Source organism: Neorhizobium sp. BETTINA12A, from assembly GCF_023006485.1.
Classification (GTDB): domain Bacteria; phylum Pseudomonadota; class Alphaproteobacteria; order Rhizobiales; family Rhizobiaceae; genus Neorhizobium.
Genome location: NZ_JALBGW010000136.1, coordinates 1 through 12,542, shown reverse-complemented (window position 1 = coordinate 12,542; position 12,542 = coordinate 1). Strand labels below are relative to the sequence as shown.

General features: G+C 62.5%; 14 protein-coding genes, 1 other RNA gene and 1 pseudogene. 7 read left to right on the top strand and 9 right to left on the bottom strand.

The annotated features are described in order from the left end of the window. The coding region (gene dnaX, locus MOV61_RS23260) for a DNA polymerase III subunit gamma/tau (protein WP_247138270.1) at positions 1–747 on the bottom strand (747 nt) is incomplete at its 3' end. 86 nt (positions 748–833) lie between these two features. Next, positions 834–930: signal recognition particle sRNA small type (gene ffs / locus MOV61_RS23255), an RNA gene on the bottom strand. Positions 931–1,016: 86 nt separating this feature from the next. On the opposite strand from ffs, the gene MOV61_RS23250 reads away from it, so the two are divergent. From MOV61_RS23250 to MOV61_RS23235, 4 genes are all read left to right on the top strand, one after another. Continuing rightward, positions 1,017–1,424, top strand: coding sequence for an HIT family protein (locus MOV61_RS23250; RefSeq protein ID WP_247138269.1), 408 nt, complete (start codon positions 1,017–1,019; stop codon positions 1,422–1,424). Continuing rightward, positions 1,421–2,380 (top strand): NAD(+) diphosphatase, encoded by a 960-nt coding sequence (gene nudC / locus MOV61_RS23245; protein ID WP_247138268.1) that lies wholly within the window; start codon positions 1,421–1,423, stop codon positions 2,378–2,380. The genes MOV61_RS23250 and nudC overlap by 4 nt, the downstream gene beginning before the upstream one ends. 4 nt (positions 2,381–2,384) lie before the next feature. Beyond that, complete coding sequence (locus MOV61_RS23240) at positions 2,385–3,080, top strand: YafY family protein (RefSeq protein ID WP_247138267.1); 696 nt, start codon at positions 2,385–2,387, stop codon at positions 3,078–3,080. A gap of 101 nt (positions 3,081–3,181) precedes the next feature. Continuing rightward, entirely contained in the window at positions 3,182–3,556 is a 375-nt protein-coding gene (locus MOV61_RS23235; protein ID WP_247138266.1) for a VOC family protein, read from the top strand. Between the two features lie 756 nt (positions 3,557–4,312). On the opposite strand, the gene MOV61_RS23230 is transcribed toward MOV61_RS23235, so the two are convergent. Together MOV61_RS23230 and MOV61_RS23225 are read right to left on the bottom strand one after the other, a co-directional pair. Continuing rightward, the gene (locus MOV61_RS23230) at positions 4,313–5,176 is read right to left on the bottom strand and encodes a prephenate dehydratase (protein ID WP_247138265.1); all 864 of its coding nucleotides are present in this window, start codon (positions 5,174–5,176) and stop codon (positions 4,313–4,315) included. Between the two features lie 11 nt (positions 5,177–5,187). Continuing rightward, positions 5,188–5,946 carry a 3-deoxy-manno-octulosonate cytidylyltransferase gene (locus MOV61_RS23225; protein ID WP_247138264.1) on the bottom strand — a complete coding sequence of 253 codons (759 nt, stop codon included), beginning with the start codon at positions 5,944–5,946 and terminating at the stop codon, positions 5,188–5,190. Between the two features lie 153 nt (positions 5,947–6,099). Between MOV61_RS23225 and MOV61_RS23220 the strand changes: the two genes are divergently transcribed. After that, positions 6,100–6,678 (top strand): cytochrome c family protein, encoded by a 579-nt coding sequence (locus MOV61_RS23220; RefSeq protein ID WP_247138263.1) that lies wholly within the window; start codon positions 6,100–6,102, stop codon positions 6,676–6,678. A gap of 85 nt (positions 6,679–6,763) precedes the next feature. On the opposite strand, the gene MOV61_RS23215 is transcribed toward MOV61_RS23220, so the two are convergent. After that, positions 6,764–7,708 (bottom strand): AEC family transporter, encoded by a 945-nt coding sequence (locus MOV61_RS23215; protein WP_247138262.1) that lies wholly within the window; start codon positions 7,706–7,708, stop codon positions 6,764–6,766. A 361-nt stretch (positions 7,709–8,069) separates the two neighbouring features. Here MOV61_RS23215 and MOV61_RS23210 point away from each other — a divergent pair, with 361 nt between their 5' ends. Next, entirely contained in the window at positions 8,070–9,062 is a 993-nt protein-coding gene (locus MOV61_RS23210) for an adenosine kinase (protein WP_038547941.1), read from the top strand. 18 nt (positions 9,063–9,080) lie between these two features. On the opposite strand, the gene MOV61_RS23205 is transcribed toward MOV61_RS23210, so the two are convergent. Then, positions 9,081–9,623 carry an SH3 domain-containing protein gene (locus MOV61_RS23205; RefSeq protein ID WP_247037486.1) on the bottom strand — a complete coding sequence of 181 codons (543 nt, stop codon included), beginning with the start codon at positions 9,621–9,623 and terminating at the stop codon, positions 9,081–9,083. Positions 9,624–9,876: 253 nt separating this feature from the next. On the opposite strand from MOV61_RS23205, the gene MOV61_RS23200 reads away from it, so the two are divergent. Continuing rightward, positions 9,877–10,881, top strand: a complete 1,005-nt coding sequence (locus MOV61_RS23200) for a D-glycerate dehydrogenase (RefSeq protein WP_038547946.1) — start codon at positions 9,877–9,879, stop codon at positions 10,879–10,881. Here MOV61_RS23200 and MOV61_RS23195 read toward each other — a convergent pair whose 3' ends face one another. From MOV61_RS23195 to MOV61_RS23185, 3 genes and pseudogenes are all read right to left on the bottom strand, one after another. Then, complete coding sequence (locus MOV61_RS23195; RefSeq protein ID WP_247138271.1) at positions 10,882–11,352, bottom strand: GNAT family N-acetyltransferase; 471 nt, start codon at positions 11,350–11,352, stop codon at positions 10,882–10,884. 26 nt (positions 11,353–11,378) lie between these two features. After that, positions 11,379–12,164, bottom strand: coding sequence for a molybdopterin-synthase adenylyltransferase MoeB (locus MOV61_RS23190; RefSeq protein ID WP_247037488.1), 786 nt, complete (start codon positions 12,162–12,164; stop codon positions 11,379–11,381). Between the two features lie 43 nt (positions 12,165–12,207). Then, a pseudogene (locus tag MOV61_RS23185) lies at positions 12,208–12,542 on the bottom strand (DNA replication and repair protein RecF); the annotation flags it as partial.

Below are 12,542 nucleotides of genomic sequence, written 5' to 3'. Positions count from 1 at the left end.
GATCGCCTGGTCGAGCAGCGACAGGCCGTCACGCGCCGAACCTTCGGCCGCGCGCGCGACCATGGCGAGCGCTTCCGGCTCGGCCGGAATGCCTTCCTTTTCCAGGATCGAGGTGAACAGGTGAACCAGGTCCGCGGCGCTGATGCGGCGCAGGTCGAACCGCTGGCAGCGCGACAGCACGGTGATCGGAACCTTGCGGATTTCGGTCGTCGCGAAGATGAATTTCACGTGCTCCGGCGGCTCTTCGAGCGTCTTCAACAGGCCGTTGAAGGCCTGTGTCGAGAGCATGTGCACTTCGTCGATGATATAGACTTTGTAACGCGCCGAGACCGGACGGTAGCGCACCTGCTCGATGATCTCTCTTATATCGTCGATGCCGGTATGGGAGGCGGCGTCCATCTCGATCACGTCGACATGCCGGCCTTCCATGATCGCCTGGCAATGTTCGCCGGGGATGCGAAGGTCGATGGTCGGTTTGTCGATGTCTGGCGTCTTGTAGTTCAGCGCGCGGGCGAGGATGCGGGCGGTCGTCGTCTTGCCCACCCCACGAACGCCGGTCAGCATATAGGCCTGGGCGATGCGGCCGGTCTCGAACGCGTTGGTCAGCGTGCGGACCATCGGCTCCTGGCCGACCATCAGGTCCGAGAAATCCTTAGGTCGGTATTTGCGGGCGAGCACCCGGTATCCGCTACCTGTGGCGGGATTGGCGGCGGAAGTGCTTGAAGATGTTGGCCCGGTATCGCTCATTCAGTCCTGCCAGCCTGCGCGGGCCAATCCTGAGCACGGTCTTGACCGGGCCGGAAGCTGACCAAGATGGTAGTACAAGTAAAAGGGTGGGAGGCTGGCACGGCGACCCGTGCCTGGCTCGTTAGGGCTGCTTCCTTCCGGACCTGACCCGGTTGGCGAGTGGCTCGTCCACCACCAACCTCCCACCGTCCATATCGTCAATAACGCTTCCAAATGCAAGCCAACCCTGTAAAAAACTGCTATCGAACAGAAAAACAAGGGAGGAAAGTTTGAGCGAATTCGAACTGGACGCGAGGATAACCCGCGATTCCGATCTTGTGACGGTGCTGGGCCTCTGCCAGCTGCGTATCCAGAACGACCGCCGCTGGCCCTGGCTGGTCATGGTGCCGCAACGCGCAGGTATGACCGAGATCTTCGATCTCTCGCCCGCGGAACAGGCGCTGCTCTCGGTCGAGGTGAACAGGGTGGCAGCAGCCCTGAAGACGGTGACGGGCGCCACCAAGGTCAATGTCGGCGCACTCGGCAATATCGTCCGCCAGCTGCATGTTCATGTCATCGCCCGGTTCGAGGGCGACCCGAACTGGCCCGGCCCGATCTGGGGCTTCGGTCAGGCGGTGACCTACGAAGAGCAACAAAAGCAAGATTTTCTCAACAAACTGGTTGAAGCCCTTTCATGACAGCGAACCTTTTCGACACCGACGCACCCCATCCCGAACCGAGCAAGCTGACGGCCTTTTCCGGCAACAAGCTGGACCGCCGCGCCGAATACCGTGAGGACGATTGCGTCGAGAAGGCGCTTGCCGTGGAAGGCGCCCATATCCTCGCCTTCACCGGCAGCCGGCTGATCCTGAAGCACGACAGCCAGATCCTCGACCCGCTGTTTTCGCCCTACGAGCTCGCGGAACTCACGCCGGATTTCGACAACGCCGTGCTGCTCGGCTATCGCGAGACCGGCGAACCGCGCATCGCCGTGCCGATGCTGATCCCGGCGGAGGAACTGGCAAGCCACTACAAGCCGACCGAGGCCCGGGCGCTCTTTCGCGACCAGCTCATCGAAGGCGAGCTGCAGGGCGAGGTGGCGCAGGCCGTTGCACTGCTCAACTGGAATGCCGCCAACAAATTCTGCGGCAAATGCGGCTCGCCGACCGAAACCAGGATCGGCGGTTACAAGCGCATCTGCACCCAGTGCCAGCACATGACCTTCCCGCGCACGGATCCGGTGGTGATCATGCTCACCGTCGATATCGAGCGAGACCGCTGCCTGCTCGGCCGCAGCCACCATTTTCAGGAGGGCATGTACTCGTGCCTCGCCGGTTTCGTCGAGCCAGGTGAAACGATCGAAGACGCGGTGCGCCGCGAGACGTTCGAGGAATCCGGCATCGAGACCGGCCGGGTCCGCTATCACGCCTCGCAGCCCTGGCCGATGCCGCATTCACTAATGATCGGCTGTTACGCCGAGGCAAAATCCACCGAGATCAAGATCGATCCGCAGGAAATGGCCGATGTCCGCTGGTTCGAGCGGGCCGAGGCCGAGGCCATGCTCGATGCCGGCCCGGACGCTCCGGTTTTCGCGCCGGTCAAGGGGGCGATCGCCCATCGCCTTCTGCGCGACTGGATCGAATGGGAGCGCTGAGCCGGTGACGGTGGCGCGCTCCGAGCGCCTGCTGGCTCTTCTCCAGACGCTCCGGCGCTACCGCCAGCCCGTCAGCGGCGCCAAGCTCGCCGCCGAGACCGGCGTCAGTCTGCGCACGCTCTATCGCGATATCGCCAGCCTCCAGGCTCAAGGCGCCTTCATCGAAGGCGAGGCGGGTCTCGGCTACGTGCTGCGGCCCGGTTTCATGCTGCCGCCGATGATGTTTTCGGAAGAAGAGATCGAGGCGCTGGTGCTCGGCTCCCGCTGGGTCGCAAAGACTGCCGATCCGCGGCTGGCCGTCGGCGCGGTTGATGCGCTCGCCAAGATCGCCGCCGTCCTGCCGCCGGATCTCAGGCAGGAACTGGACAGTTCGACGCTGCTTGTCGGAGCGCCGCGGCGAGGTGAGGACAGGGCCGATCTCGGACTGATCCGAAAGGCAATCCGCGCCGAGCATATCCTTGAACTCGCATATGAAGATGAAAAGGGGGCTCTGACCCATCGAAAAGTCTGGCCATTCGCCCTCGGCTTCTTCGACAGCGTCAGGGTGATGGTTGCCTGGTGTGAACTCAGGCAGGATTTCCGGCATTTCCGTGCCGACCGCATTTCCTCTGCGGTTTGGACGGAAACGCGTTATCCGCGCCGCCGGCCGGTCTTGCTCAAGGAGTGGCGAGAGGCTGAAGGAATTCCGCCCCAGCCATGAACGCTACTGCCATTATCTGACAGTAGGCTGCGATAATCTCCGGTCAGTCCCAACCAGGAGCAATTCCCGGCAGAGGGAATTGCGTCACAAGGAGAACTGACATGGTCCACCCCGATTTTACCATCCTCTTCGTCGACAATCCGCTGACCAGCGCGGATTTTTACCAGGCCCTCTTCGGCGTCGAACCCGTGGAAAAGTCCCCGACCTTTGCCCTCTTCGTGTTGAACACCGGCATGAAGCTCGGCCTGTGGTCACGCCACACGGCTGAACCGTCGGTGAAGGGCGAGTGCGGCGGCGGCTCGGAAATCTGCTTCCGGCACGGTGATGCCGCCGGCGTCGACAAGGCTTATGCCGAGTGGTCGGGCCGCGGCCTGCGCGTGCTGCAGACGCCTGTGGAGATGGACTTCGGCTACACGTTCGTGGTGGCCGACCCGGACGGGCATAGGCTGCGGGCCTATGCGATGAGCGCGGTGTAAGCGCGAAAGGCGGCGGTGGGCGTGGCACCCCCCTCTGCCCTGCCGGGCATCTCCCCCTCAAGGGGGGAGATCACAAGCGGCACGACCGTTGCTTCCAGATAGGCATCATGCAGCCAGATAACGCAGAATGGGACGTGGATAGGAAGCGGTGAGCAAGCCCCCAGCCGATCTCCCCACCTGAGGGGGAGATGCCCGGCAGGGCAGAGGGGGGCTTGCTTAGGCAAATCAGTCACTTGGGAAACAAAAGCATAAAAATACACCCTCGCTCATCCCCACCCCTCGACCCCGTGCCTACAATCCACCCGTCCCGTTTCGGCTACACCGGCCCGCATGACCGGCGAGACGGGACCGGTGCCTTGATGATCTGCCGTCATGCAGGTGGGTCGCCAGGGGCTGCGCAGAAAATGGTCTCCCTCTCGCCCTGAGGCGGGGCGTGCGTGTGTCGCACACAACCCGGTATGGCATTCCGCAAGGACGCAAGACCATACCGCCGCAGAGGGACCGGAGTTGCGCGGAAAAATACACCGAACGGGGCACGTCGCGTGTCATTATTAAATTTCAATTCGAGGCACACGACGTGTCCCGGCCGAACTGAAAACCGCAAAACACCAAGGGGTTATTATGCCCAGCTGTCAGCTTCCAGGCCGATTGCATCTCCTCCGGCATGGTGCACTCCCGGCACTTCGCTTTTGCTCAGCGCGTTCGAGGCTCAAAACGCTCCACCGGAGCGTTTTGCCGGCTAAACGCCGTCGCCCCTCACCCCTTCTGCAGCGCGCCCCGCATCGGGTGGCCCTTATAGGTGCCGAGAACCCGCACCTTTTCCGAAAAGAACCGCAGCTCTTCCAGCGCCCGGCGCACCGGGGCGTCGTCCGGGTGGCCTTCGATATCCGCATAGAACTGAGTTGCCACGAACTTGCCGCCGAGCTGGTAGCTTTCGAGCTTGGTCATGTTGATGCCGTTGGTCGCAAAGCCGCCCATTGCCTTGTAGAGCGCAGCCGGGATGTTGCGGACGTTGAATACGAAAGTGGTGACCAGCACCTCGTCTGGATCGTTCCGCTGCACCCATTTTTCGTCGCGGGAGAGCACCACGAAACGGGTGACGTTGTCGTCCCGGTCCTCGACATTCTCCGCCAGGATCTCAAGCCCGTAAAGATCGGCCGCAAGCCGCGGTGCGAGCGCCGCCATCGTGCGGTCGCCCTTTTCGGCCACCATCTTGGCCGAACCCGCCGTGTCGCCGGCAACGACGGCCTTCCAGCCGTTCGAGCGGATGATCTTGCGGCACTGGCCGAGCGCATGGATATGGCTGTGGACGGTGCGGATTTCCTCGCGGGTCACGCCGGGCAGCACCATCAGCTGGAAGCGGATCGGCATGAAATATTCGCCGATGATATGCAGCCGCGATTCCGGCAGCAGGTGATGAATATCGGCGACGCGGCCGGCGATCGTGTTCTCGATCGGGATCATCGCCAGGTCCGCATCGCCGTTTTCGAGCGCTTGGAAGGCGTCCTCGAACGTCGGGCAGGGAAGCGGTTCCATGGTCGGGAACATGTCGCGGCAGGCCATGTCGGAATTGGCGCCGAAATCGCCCTGGAAGGCGATGCGATTCGTAAGTGCATTCATGGGATTATCCGTTACGAGGAGGCACGGGCGAACAGGATCGCACGGGCCTTTTCAAGGTCGGCGGGAGTATCGACGCCTAATGGAACCGAGTCAACGATCTCGGCATCGATGCGCATCCCGGCTTCGAGCGCCCGAAGCTGCTCCAACGATTCGCGCCTTTCGAGCACGGAAGGGCCGAGCGACACGAATTTTTCGAGCGCCGCGCGGCGATAGGCGTAGAGCCCGATATGATGATAGAGCGGGCCGTTCCCGTAAGGCGCGGTGGCGCGGGTAAAATAGAGCGCCTTCAGCCGCGTCGCCGACAGCGGCGAACCGACGATCTTCACCACGTTCGGATTGGTCTTCTCGTGTTCGTCGGTGATTACGACGGTCAACGTCGCGATATCGGTCGACGGATTGTCGAGCGGCCTCAGCGAAGCGCGCACCGCTTCCGGCTCGATCGTCGGCAGGTCGCCCTGGACGTTGATCACGAAGTCCATCTGCGCGTGCGGATCGGCCTTCTGGACGGCCTCGAAAATCCGGTCCGAACCGCTCTGATGGTCTTGCCTGGTCATCACCACGTCGAAGCCGGCGGCGGCCACGGCGTCGTAGACATCCTGGTGGTCGACGGCGACGATGATTCGCCCGACCTGCGCTTCCCCGGCTCGTTTTGCTACCTGCACGATCATCGGCAGGCCGGCAATATCAGCCAGAGGTTTCCCCGGCAGGCGTGTCGAGGCCATTCGTGCCGGGATCAACACCAGCGTCCGGTCAAAAGCCGAATTCTTCATGGAAAGACCCTTCTATTCCCGCGTAAACAGTGTCAAAAAGTCTCACGCGCGGAACGATAATCGTGTTGCAACAACCATGCAAAAGACATAGGTTCCGCGCGATTTCAAGATGGTCCGCTTTCTCATGAGGCGGTTGCGAAGGAGCATTTGCGGATGAACCCCAATGTCAACATGGCGGCAGGCGCCCTGCTTGCTACTGTTTTCGTCATGATGTCGGTGTCCATTGCCTCGGAAGGGATTTTCCATTCGGAGGTACCCGAGAAGGCAGGTTTTGCCATCATCGCCGCCGAAGAGCCCGCAGCCGGTGAAGCCGCGGCACCCGCTGCCGCCGCCGTTCCGATCGCGCAGCTTCTGGTGAAGGCCGACGCCAAGGCCGGCGAAGCCACATTCAAGAAGTGTCAGAGCTGTCATTCCGGCGAGAAGGGCGGACCGAACAAGGTCGGCCCGGATCTCTGGGGCGTTGTCAATCGCCCGGTCGGCGAACATGAAGGTTTCGCTTATTCGGCCGGAATGAAGGAATTCTCCAAGGGTGGTGCGGAGCACTGGACCTTCGACAATCTCAACCATTTCCTCACCGCTCCGAAGGCCTTCGTGAAGGGCACGGCGATGGGCTTTGCCGGTATCAAGAACGATTCCGAACGCGCCAACCTGATCGCTTATCTGCGCACGCTGGCTGATTCGCCGGTTCCGCTCCCGGACCCGAACGCCGCACCGGCGCCCGCCACCAACTGATCGGCGGCTTTTTAGAGTTTCCAAATGAAAATGCCCGGCGTCAGTCGGGCATTTTCATTTCCAGCAGTCGATCCGGCGCGGCAACTCAGCCGAGAAGCCAGGCCCAGAAGCCGACGGTGAAGACCCCGAATGCGGTGGTCATGCTGATCACCGATGCTGCAAGGCTATGTCCCGAACGGAATCGCTGGGCGATCAGCCAGGCATTGATGCCGGTCGGAACCGACGCGGTCAGCACCAGCGCCGTCGCCCAGTCCTTGGGCAAGGCAAACAGATGGCTCATCAGGAAGACGAGTGTCGGCAGCAGTATCAGCTTCAGCACCGCCGCGGTGCCCGAAAGCCCGATATCGCCCCGGATCGGATATCGCGTCAGAGCCATGCCGATCGATATCAGGGCGACCGGACTTGCCGCGGCGGAAATCTGATCGATGACGATGGCGATCGCCGATGGGAAATGCAGGCCGAGGAAGTTGAAGGCGACGCCGATGAGAAGCGCAATCACCAGGGGATTGCGGGCAAGGTTGGAGCCCACCTGCTTGAGGACCGCAGCAATGCCGCGCTTTTCGCCGCCGTCGACCTTGGCGGCCGCACCCTCCATCAGGATCGTGCCGGCCACCATCATCAGCGGCAGGTGGATCGCAAGCAGGATCGAGATCGCCACCAGTCCGTCCTTGCCGACCACATGCGCGACCAGCGGCAGGCCGATGAAGACGTTGTTGGCAAACGAGCCGGACATGCCGGCGATCACGCCGATCTTCGCATCCCGGCCGAAAACGCGGGTGGTGAGGACATGACCGATCGCCCAGGTCATGGCGACACCGAGAAAATAGACGGTCCACAGTCGGAACGGCGAGGCGCCTTCGAAATGTGCATCCGCCAGCGTCCGGAAGATCAGCATCGGCACGGCGACCTTGAAGACGAATTCGCCGAGCGCGTCGCCGGTCTCCTCCTTCAATATCCCGGTTTTCGCCGCCATCCAGCCGATCAGGATCAGGATGAAGAGGGGCACGACATTCAGGAACACGGAGGACAAGAGGCAGGCTTTCTGTGGGGACGGGTTTATGCGTCTAACCCATGTCGCGGCTTGCCACAAATGCGTTGATGTAGAAAAGCCGCTTGAAAGCGAGGCGTGGCGATCGGCGCCGAACAAAAAAGCGGGGCAATCCCCGCTTTCCCTCCTGGTCTCGTCCAGGACATCCGATGGTCGGCCGCCAGTTCATCCGTGGTCGGCAACACAACCGGATCGCCAATTCTATAATCTGTGATCGTGACACCAGAGTGACGGCCCAAAATGCCCTGGATAGCCGGCATCGCGGTTATTTTCCCTTCCAATCAGTGGAAAACCCGAATACCGATTTTCGCGACAAACTGTTTCCCAAGAGGATCAAGACCGGATGCCCAAGTTCGACGTGCTCACCATCGGCAATGCCATCGTGGATATTCTCGCCCGCTGCGACGACGATTTCCTGAGCGAGAATGCGATCACCAAGGGTGCGATGAACCTGATCGATGCCGAACGCGCCGAACTCCTCTATTCGAAGATGGGCCCGGCTGTGGAAGCGTCCGGCGGGTCGGCGGGCAACACGGCGGCCGGCATTGCCGGTTTCGGAGGCAAGGCGGCCTATTTCGGCAAGGTTGCGGAAGACCAGCTCGGCAACATCTTCCAGCACGACATCCGCGCCCAGGGCGTTCATTATCGGACCAGGCCGGAAGGCACCAATCCGCCGACCGCCCGCTCGATGATCTTCGTGACGCCGGATGGCGAGCGTTCGATGAACACCTATCTCGGTGCCTGCGTCGATCTCGGCCCGGAACATGTGGAAGAGGACGTCGTCGCCGAAGCCAAGGTCACCTATTTCGAAGGTTACCTCTGGGATCCGCCGCGCGCCAAGGAAGCGATCCGCGAATCGGCCCGCATCGCCCATGAGCATGGCCGGGAAGTGTCGATGACGCTGTCCGACCCCTTCTGCGTCGGCCGCTACCGCGCCGAGTTCCTCGACCTGATGCGCTCCGGCACCGTCGACATCGTGTTTGCCAACAAACAGGAAGCGCTGTCGCTCTACGAGACCGAGGATTTCGAACTGGCGCTGAAGAAGATCTCGCAGGATTGCAAGCTGGCGGCGGTGACGCTCAGCGAGGAAGGCGCGATCATCGTTCGCGGCGACGAACGCGTGAAGGTCGCGGCCTATCCGATCAGGGAACTGGTCGATACGACCGGCGCCGGCGATCTGTTCGCGGCCGGTTTCCTGTTCGGTTACACCCAGGATCGTTCGCTGGAGGATTGCGGCAAGCTCGGCTGCCTGGCGGCTGCCATCTGCATCCAGCAGATCGGCCCGCGCCCGATGGCGTCGCTCACCGAAGCTGCGGCGCGCGAAGGCCTCATCTGAGGCCTCGCAGGAAAAATCTTACTTGAACGCTTCGCCCGGATAAGCGCCCCAGACTTCGGCCTGGGCGACCCAGCCCTCGGAGCCGTTGGTCTCGACCCGGCACCAGTCGCCGTTGCATTCCTTGATCTGCAGCACGACGCCCGGCTCCAGCTTGGCGAGGATGGCGGCGGTGCCTTGCGGGTCGCGGCGCATGTTGACGTAGATATCCTTGCCCTTGCCACGCATCCACGGAGCGGCCACCGCAGTCCGCTCGCCTGAAAGCAGGGCCTGGTTCACCCAGCCCTCGGTGCCCTCGGCATCGCGAACCCGCCGCCAGTTTTCGTACTCCTGGATGATTTCCATCGGCGTGCCGGACTTCATATACATCCAGGACACCGCATAGTCTGTGCTCGGACCGATGCGGATATTGACCTTCCTCGACTTGAGGCTGACGAAACGCGGCAGCGGCAGGCCGCTCGGGCCTTTTGCCGCGCCCTGCGCAAAACTCGGGGCGGTTGCAGAAAGGGAGGCGACAAGCCCGAAGGAAAGAGCGATGAAGGAAGAGAGAATGGCGCGACGCATGTGTTTGGTTCCGGCTGAGCGATCTCGGGCTTTCGGGAACCTCGCGAGGTTTTGTTTGTCTTCGCTGACGGGTCTGGTAGAAAACGCCCTGGATGAACTGAATATCGCGCGACTTGGTTAAGGACCTCCTAAAGCAGGCCGCCCGAAAGCGGGTACCGGTTTCGGGATAACGACAAGCGTCGAACAAAAGCTTGAAGCACGAAACCCGGATACGTTCAGGTTTCGCGCTTCAGGGCGTCAGGCAGAGAGTTTCATGACGGCGAAGAAGAAACCCAAGGTCTATATCACCCGTAAGCTGCCGGATGCGGTGGAAACCCGCATGCGCGAGCTGTTCGAGGCCGAGCTCAATATCGACGACGCGCCCCGTACCCGCGACGAGCTGGCGGCGGCGATGAAATCGGCCGACGTGCTGGTGCCGACGGTGACCGACCGTATCGACGAGGCGCTGATCGAAGAGGCCGGCCCGCAGCTGAAGCTGATCGCCAGCTTCTCCAACGGCTTCGACCATATCGATGTCGATGCGGCCGCCAGGAAAGGCATCACCGTCACCAATACGCCGAACGTGCTGACCGAGGACACGGCCGACATGACCGTGGCGCTGATCCTTGCCGTCAACCGGCGGCTCGCGGAGGGCTCGCGCATCCTCACCGACAAGCCGGGCGAGTGGACCGGCTGGAGCCCCACCTGGATGCTCGGCCGACGGATCTGGGGCAAGCGTATCGGCATCGTCGGCATGGGCCGCATCGGCACCGCCGTCGCCCGCCGTGCCAAGGCTTTCGGCCTGTCGATCCACTATCACAACCGCAAGCGCGTCAGCCCGGCGACCGAAGAGGAGCTCGAGGCGACCTATTGGGACAGCCTCGACCAGATGCTCGCCCGCGTCGATATCGTCTCGGTCAATTGTCCCTCGACGCCGGCGACCTTCCATCTTCTGTCGGCACGACGGCTCGCGCTGATGCAGCCGAGTTCGATCATCGTCAACACTGCCCGCGGTGACATCATCGACGAGGCGGCGATGATCCAGCTTTTGCGCGACAACAAGATCGCCGGCGCCGGCCTGGACGTCTACCAGAACGAGCCGGCGGTGAACCCGAAACTGGTCAAGCTGGCTCATCAGGGCCGCGTCGTGCTGCTGCCGCATATGGGCTCTGCGACGATCGAGGGCCGGATCGACATGGGCGACAAGGTGATCATCAACATCCGCACCTTCTTCGACGGCCACCGCCCGCCGAACCGGGTGCTCCCGGGCCGCAACTGATCAGTCGAGACGCTTCTGCATCTCGATCGAGGTGGTGCGGGTGAAGCCAGGATGGGCGTTTTCCGCCGTCCTGGCGAAACCCCATCTTGCGAAGGTCGCATGATTGTCGGTGAGCTCGATGCGGGTTTCGAGCCGCAGGGCGGGCAAGCCTTTTTCCCGAGCAATCCCTTCCGCGACGGTCAACAACCGGCGGCCGATGCCCTTGCCTTGGCTCGCCGGGGCGATGGCGAGCTTGCCGATATAGAGGAAGCCAGGCTCCGGTTTGCAGAAGACGCAGCCGGTCAGCCTGCCGCTCTCGATTGCCGCAAACGCGATCTCGTCGCGAGCCTTCTGGGCGAGCGACGCCAGCGTCAGCCGATGTGCCGAGGAGGGCGGATCGACGATGTCGTCCATATAGGCGAACGAGGAGAGGATAAGCGCCAGCAGCTCGTCCCAGCGTCCGAAATCCTCGTCTATGCGGGCAATCTCGATTACTGGCTCAATCGCTGGCGGCTCGATCACTCGGCGGCTGCCTTGGCCGTGCGGCGCTTGTATTTGATCGTGTCGAAACGGGCCGACAGCGAATCGTAGAGCATCAGCCGTCCCACCAGCGGTTCGCCGATGCCGGTGACAAGCTTGATCGCCTCCATCGCCATCAGCGTGCCGATGACCCCCGTCAGTGCACCCACGACGCCGGTCTCGGCGCAGGAGGGGATCAGCCCCGCTGGCGGCTTTTCCGGAAACAGATCGCGATAGCCGGGGTTGAGAACGCCGTCCGGCCCCGTCTCATAGGGTTTCATCACCGTCACCGACCCGTCGAACCGGCCGACCGCGCCTGTCACCAGCGGTATCCGCGTGAGTTCCGCGGCATCGGCCGCTGCGTAGCGGGTATCGAAATTGTCGGATCCGTCGATCAGCAGGTCGAAAAGGGCGAGCTTGCGTGCCGCCCATTCGGCGGAAAAACGCTCCTCGAAATCGACGACCCGGACATGCGGATTGAGACGGGCGATCGCCTCGCGGGCACTCCTCGTCTTCAGCTCGCCGATCGTGCCGGTATCGTGGATGACCTGCCGCTGCAGGTTGGAAAGGGAAACCAGGTCGTCATCGATGATCCCCAGCGTACCGATGCCGGCCGCCGCCAGATATTCGAGGATAGGCGCGCCGAGCCCGCCGGCGCCGATCACCAGCACGCGGGCATTCTTCATCCTCTGCTGCCCCGTGCCGCCGATTTCCGGCAGCAGGATATGACGGCGGTACCGCTCGATCTCGTCTTGGCTCAATTTTTCCGGGGTCAGGCTCTCCATCATGCAATCATATCACCGGCTGCCAAGTCGCGTAAGGTGGATTTCAAACGCTGATGCCGCCATGGGCGACGGTAAAGAACTGTGCCCGGTCGGCCAGCGCGGAAAACATTGCCCGATCGGTGCCGGTCATGAAGGACTGGCCGCCGAGGCCGTGGACGAGATCGAAAAGAGCCGCCCTCCGGCCTTCGTCGAGATGGGCGGCGATCTCGTCGAGCAGCAGGATCGGCGCGTAACCGGTCATGTCGGCGGTGAGACGCGCATGGGCGAGCACGAGGCCGATCAGCAGGGCCTTCTGCTCGCCGGTCGAGCATCGCTCGGCCTCCATGTCCTTCTCGCGGTGGCGCACCAGCAGGTCGGAGCGGTGCGGCCCATCGAGCG

Excerpts from the sequence above, each read along its gene's own strand:
- MOV61_RS23220 (WP_247138263.1), top strand. The coding sequence starts at position 6,100 with ATGAACCCCAATGTCAACATGGCGGCAGGCGCCCTGCTTGCTACTGTT.
- MOV61_RS23200 (WP_038547946.1), top strand. The coding sequence starts at position 9,877 with ATGACGGCGAAGAAGAAACCCAAGGTCTATATCACCCGTAAGCTGCCG.
- MOV61_RS23235 (WP_247138266.1), top strand. The coding sequence starts at position 3,182 with ATGGTCCACCCCGATTTTACCATCCTCTTCGTCGACAATCCGCTGACC.
- nudC (WP_247138268.1), top strand. The coding sequence starts at position 1,421 with ATGACAGCGAACCTTTTCGACACCGACGCACCCCATCCCGAACCGAGC.
- MOV61_RS23225 (WP_247138264.1), bottom strand. The coding sequence starts at position 5,946 with ATGAAGAATTCGGCTTTTGACCGGACGCTGGTGTTGATCCCGGCACGA.
- MOV61_RS23230 (WP_247138265.1), bottom strand. The coding sequence starts at position 5,176 with ATGAATGCACTTACGAATCGCATCGCCTTCCAGGGCGATTTCGGCGCC.
- MOV61_RS23205 (WP_247037486.1), bottom strand. The coding sequence starts at position 9,623 with ATGCGTCGCGCCATTCTCTCTTCCTTCATCGCTCTTTCCTTCGGGCTT.
- MOV61_RS23210 (WP_038547941.1), top strand. The coding sequence starts at position 8,070 with ATGCCCAAGTTCGACGTGCTCACCATCGGCAATGCCATCGTGGATATT.
- MOV61_RS23190 (WP_247037488.1), bottom strand. The coding sequence starts at position 12,164 with ATGGAGAGCCTGACCCCGGAAAAATTGAGCCAAGACGAGATCGAGCGG.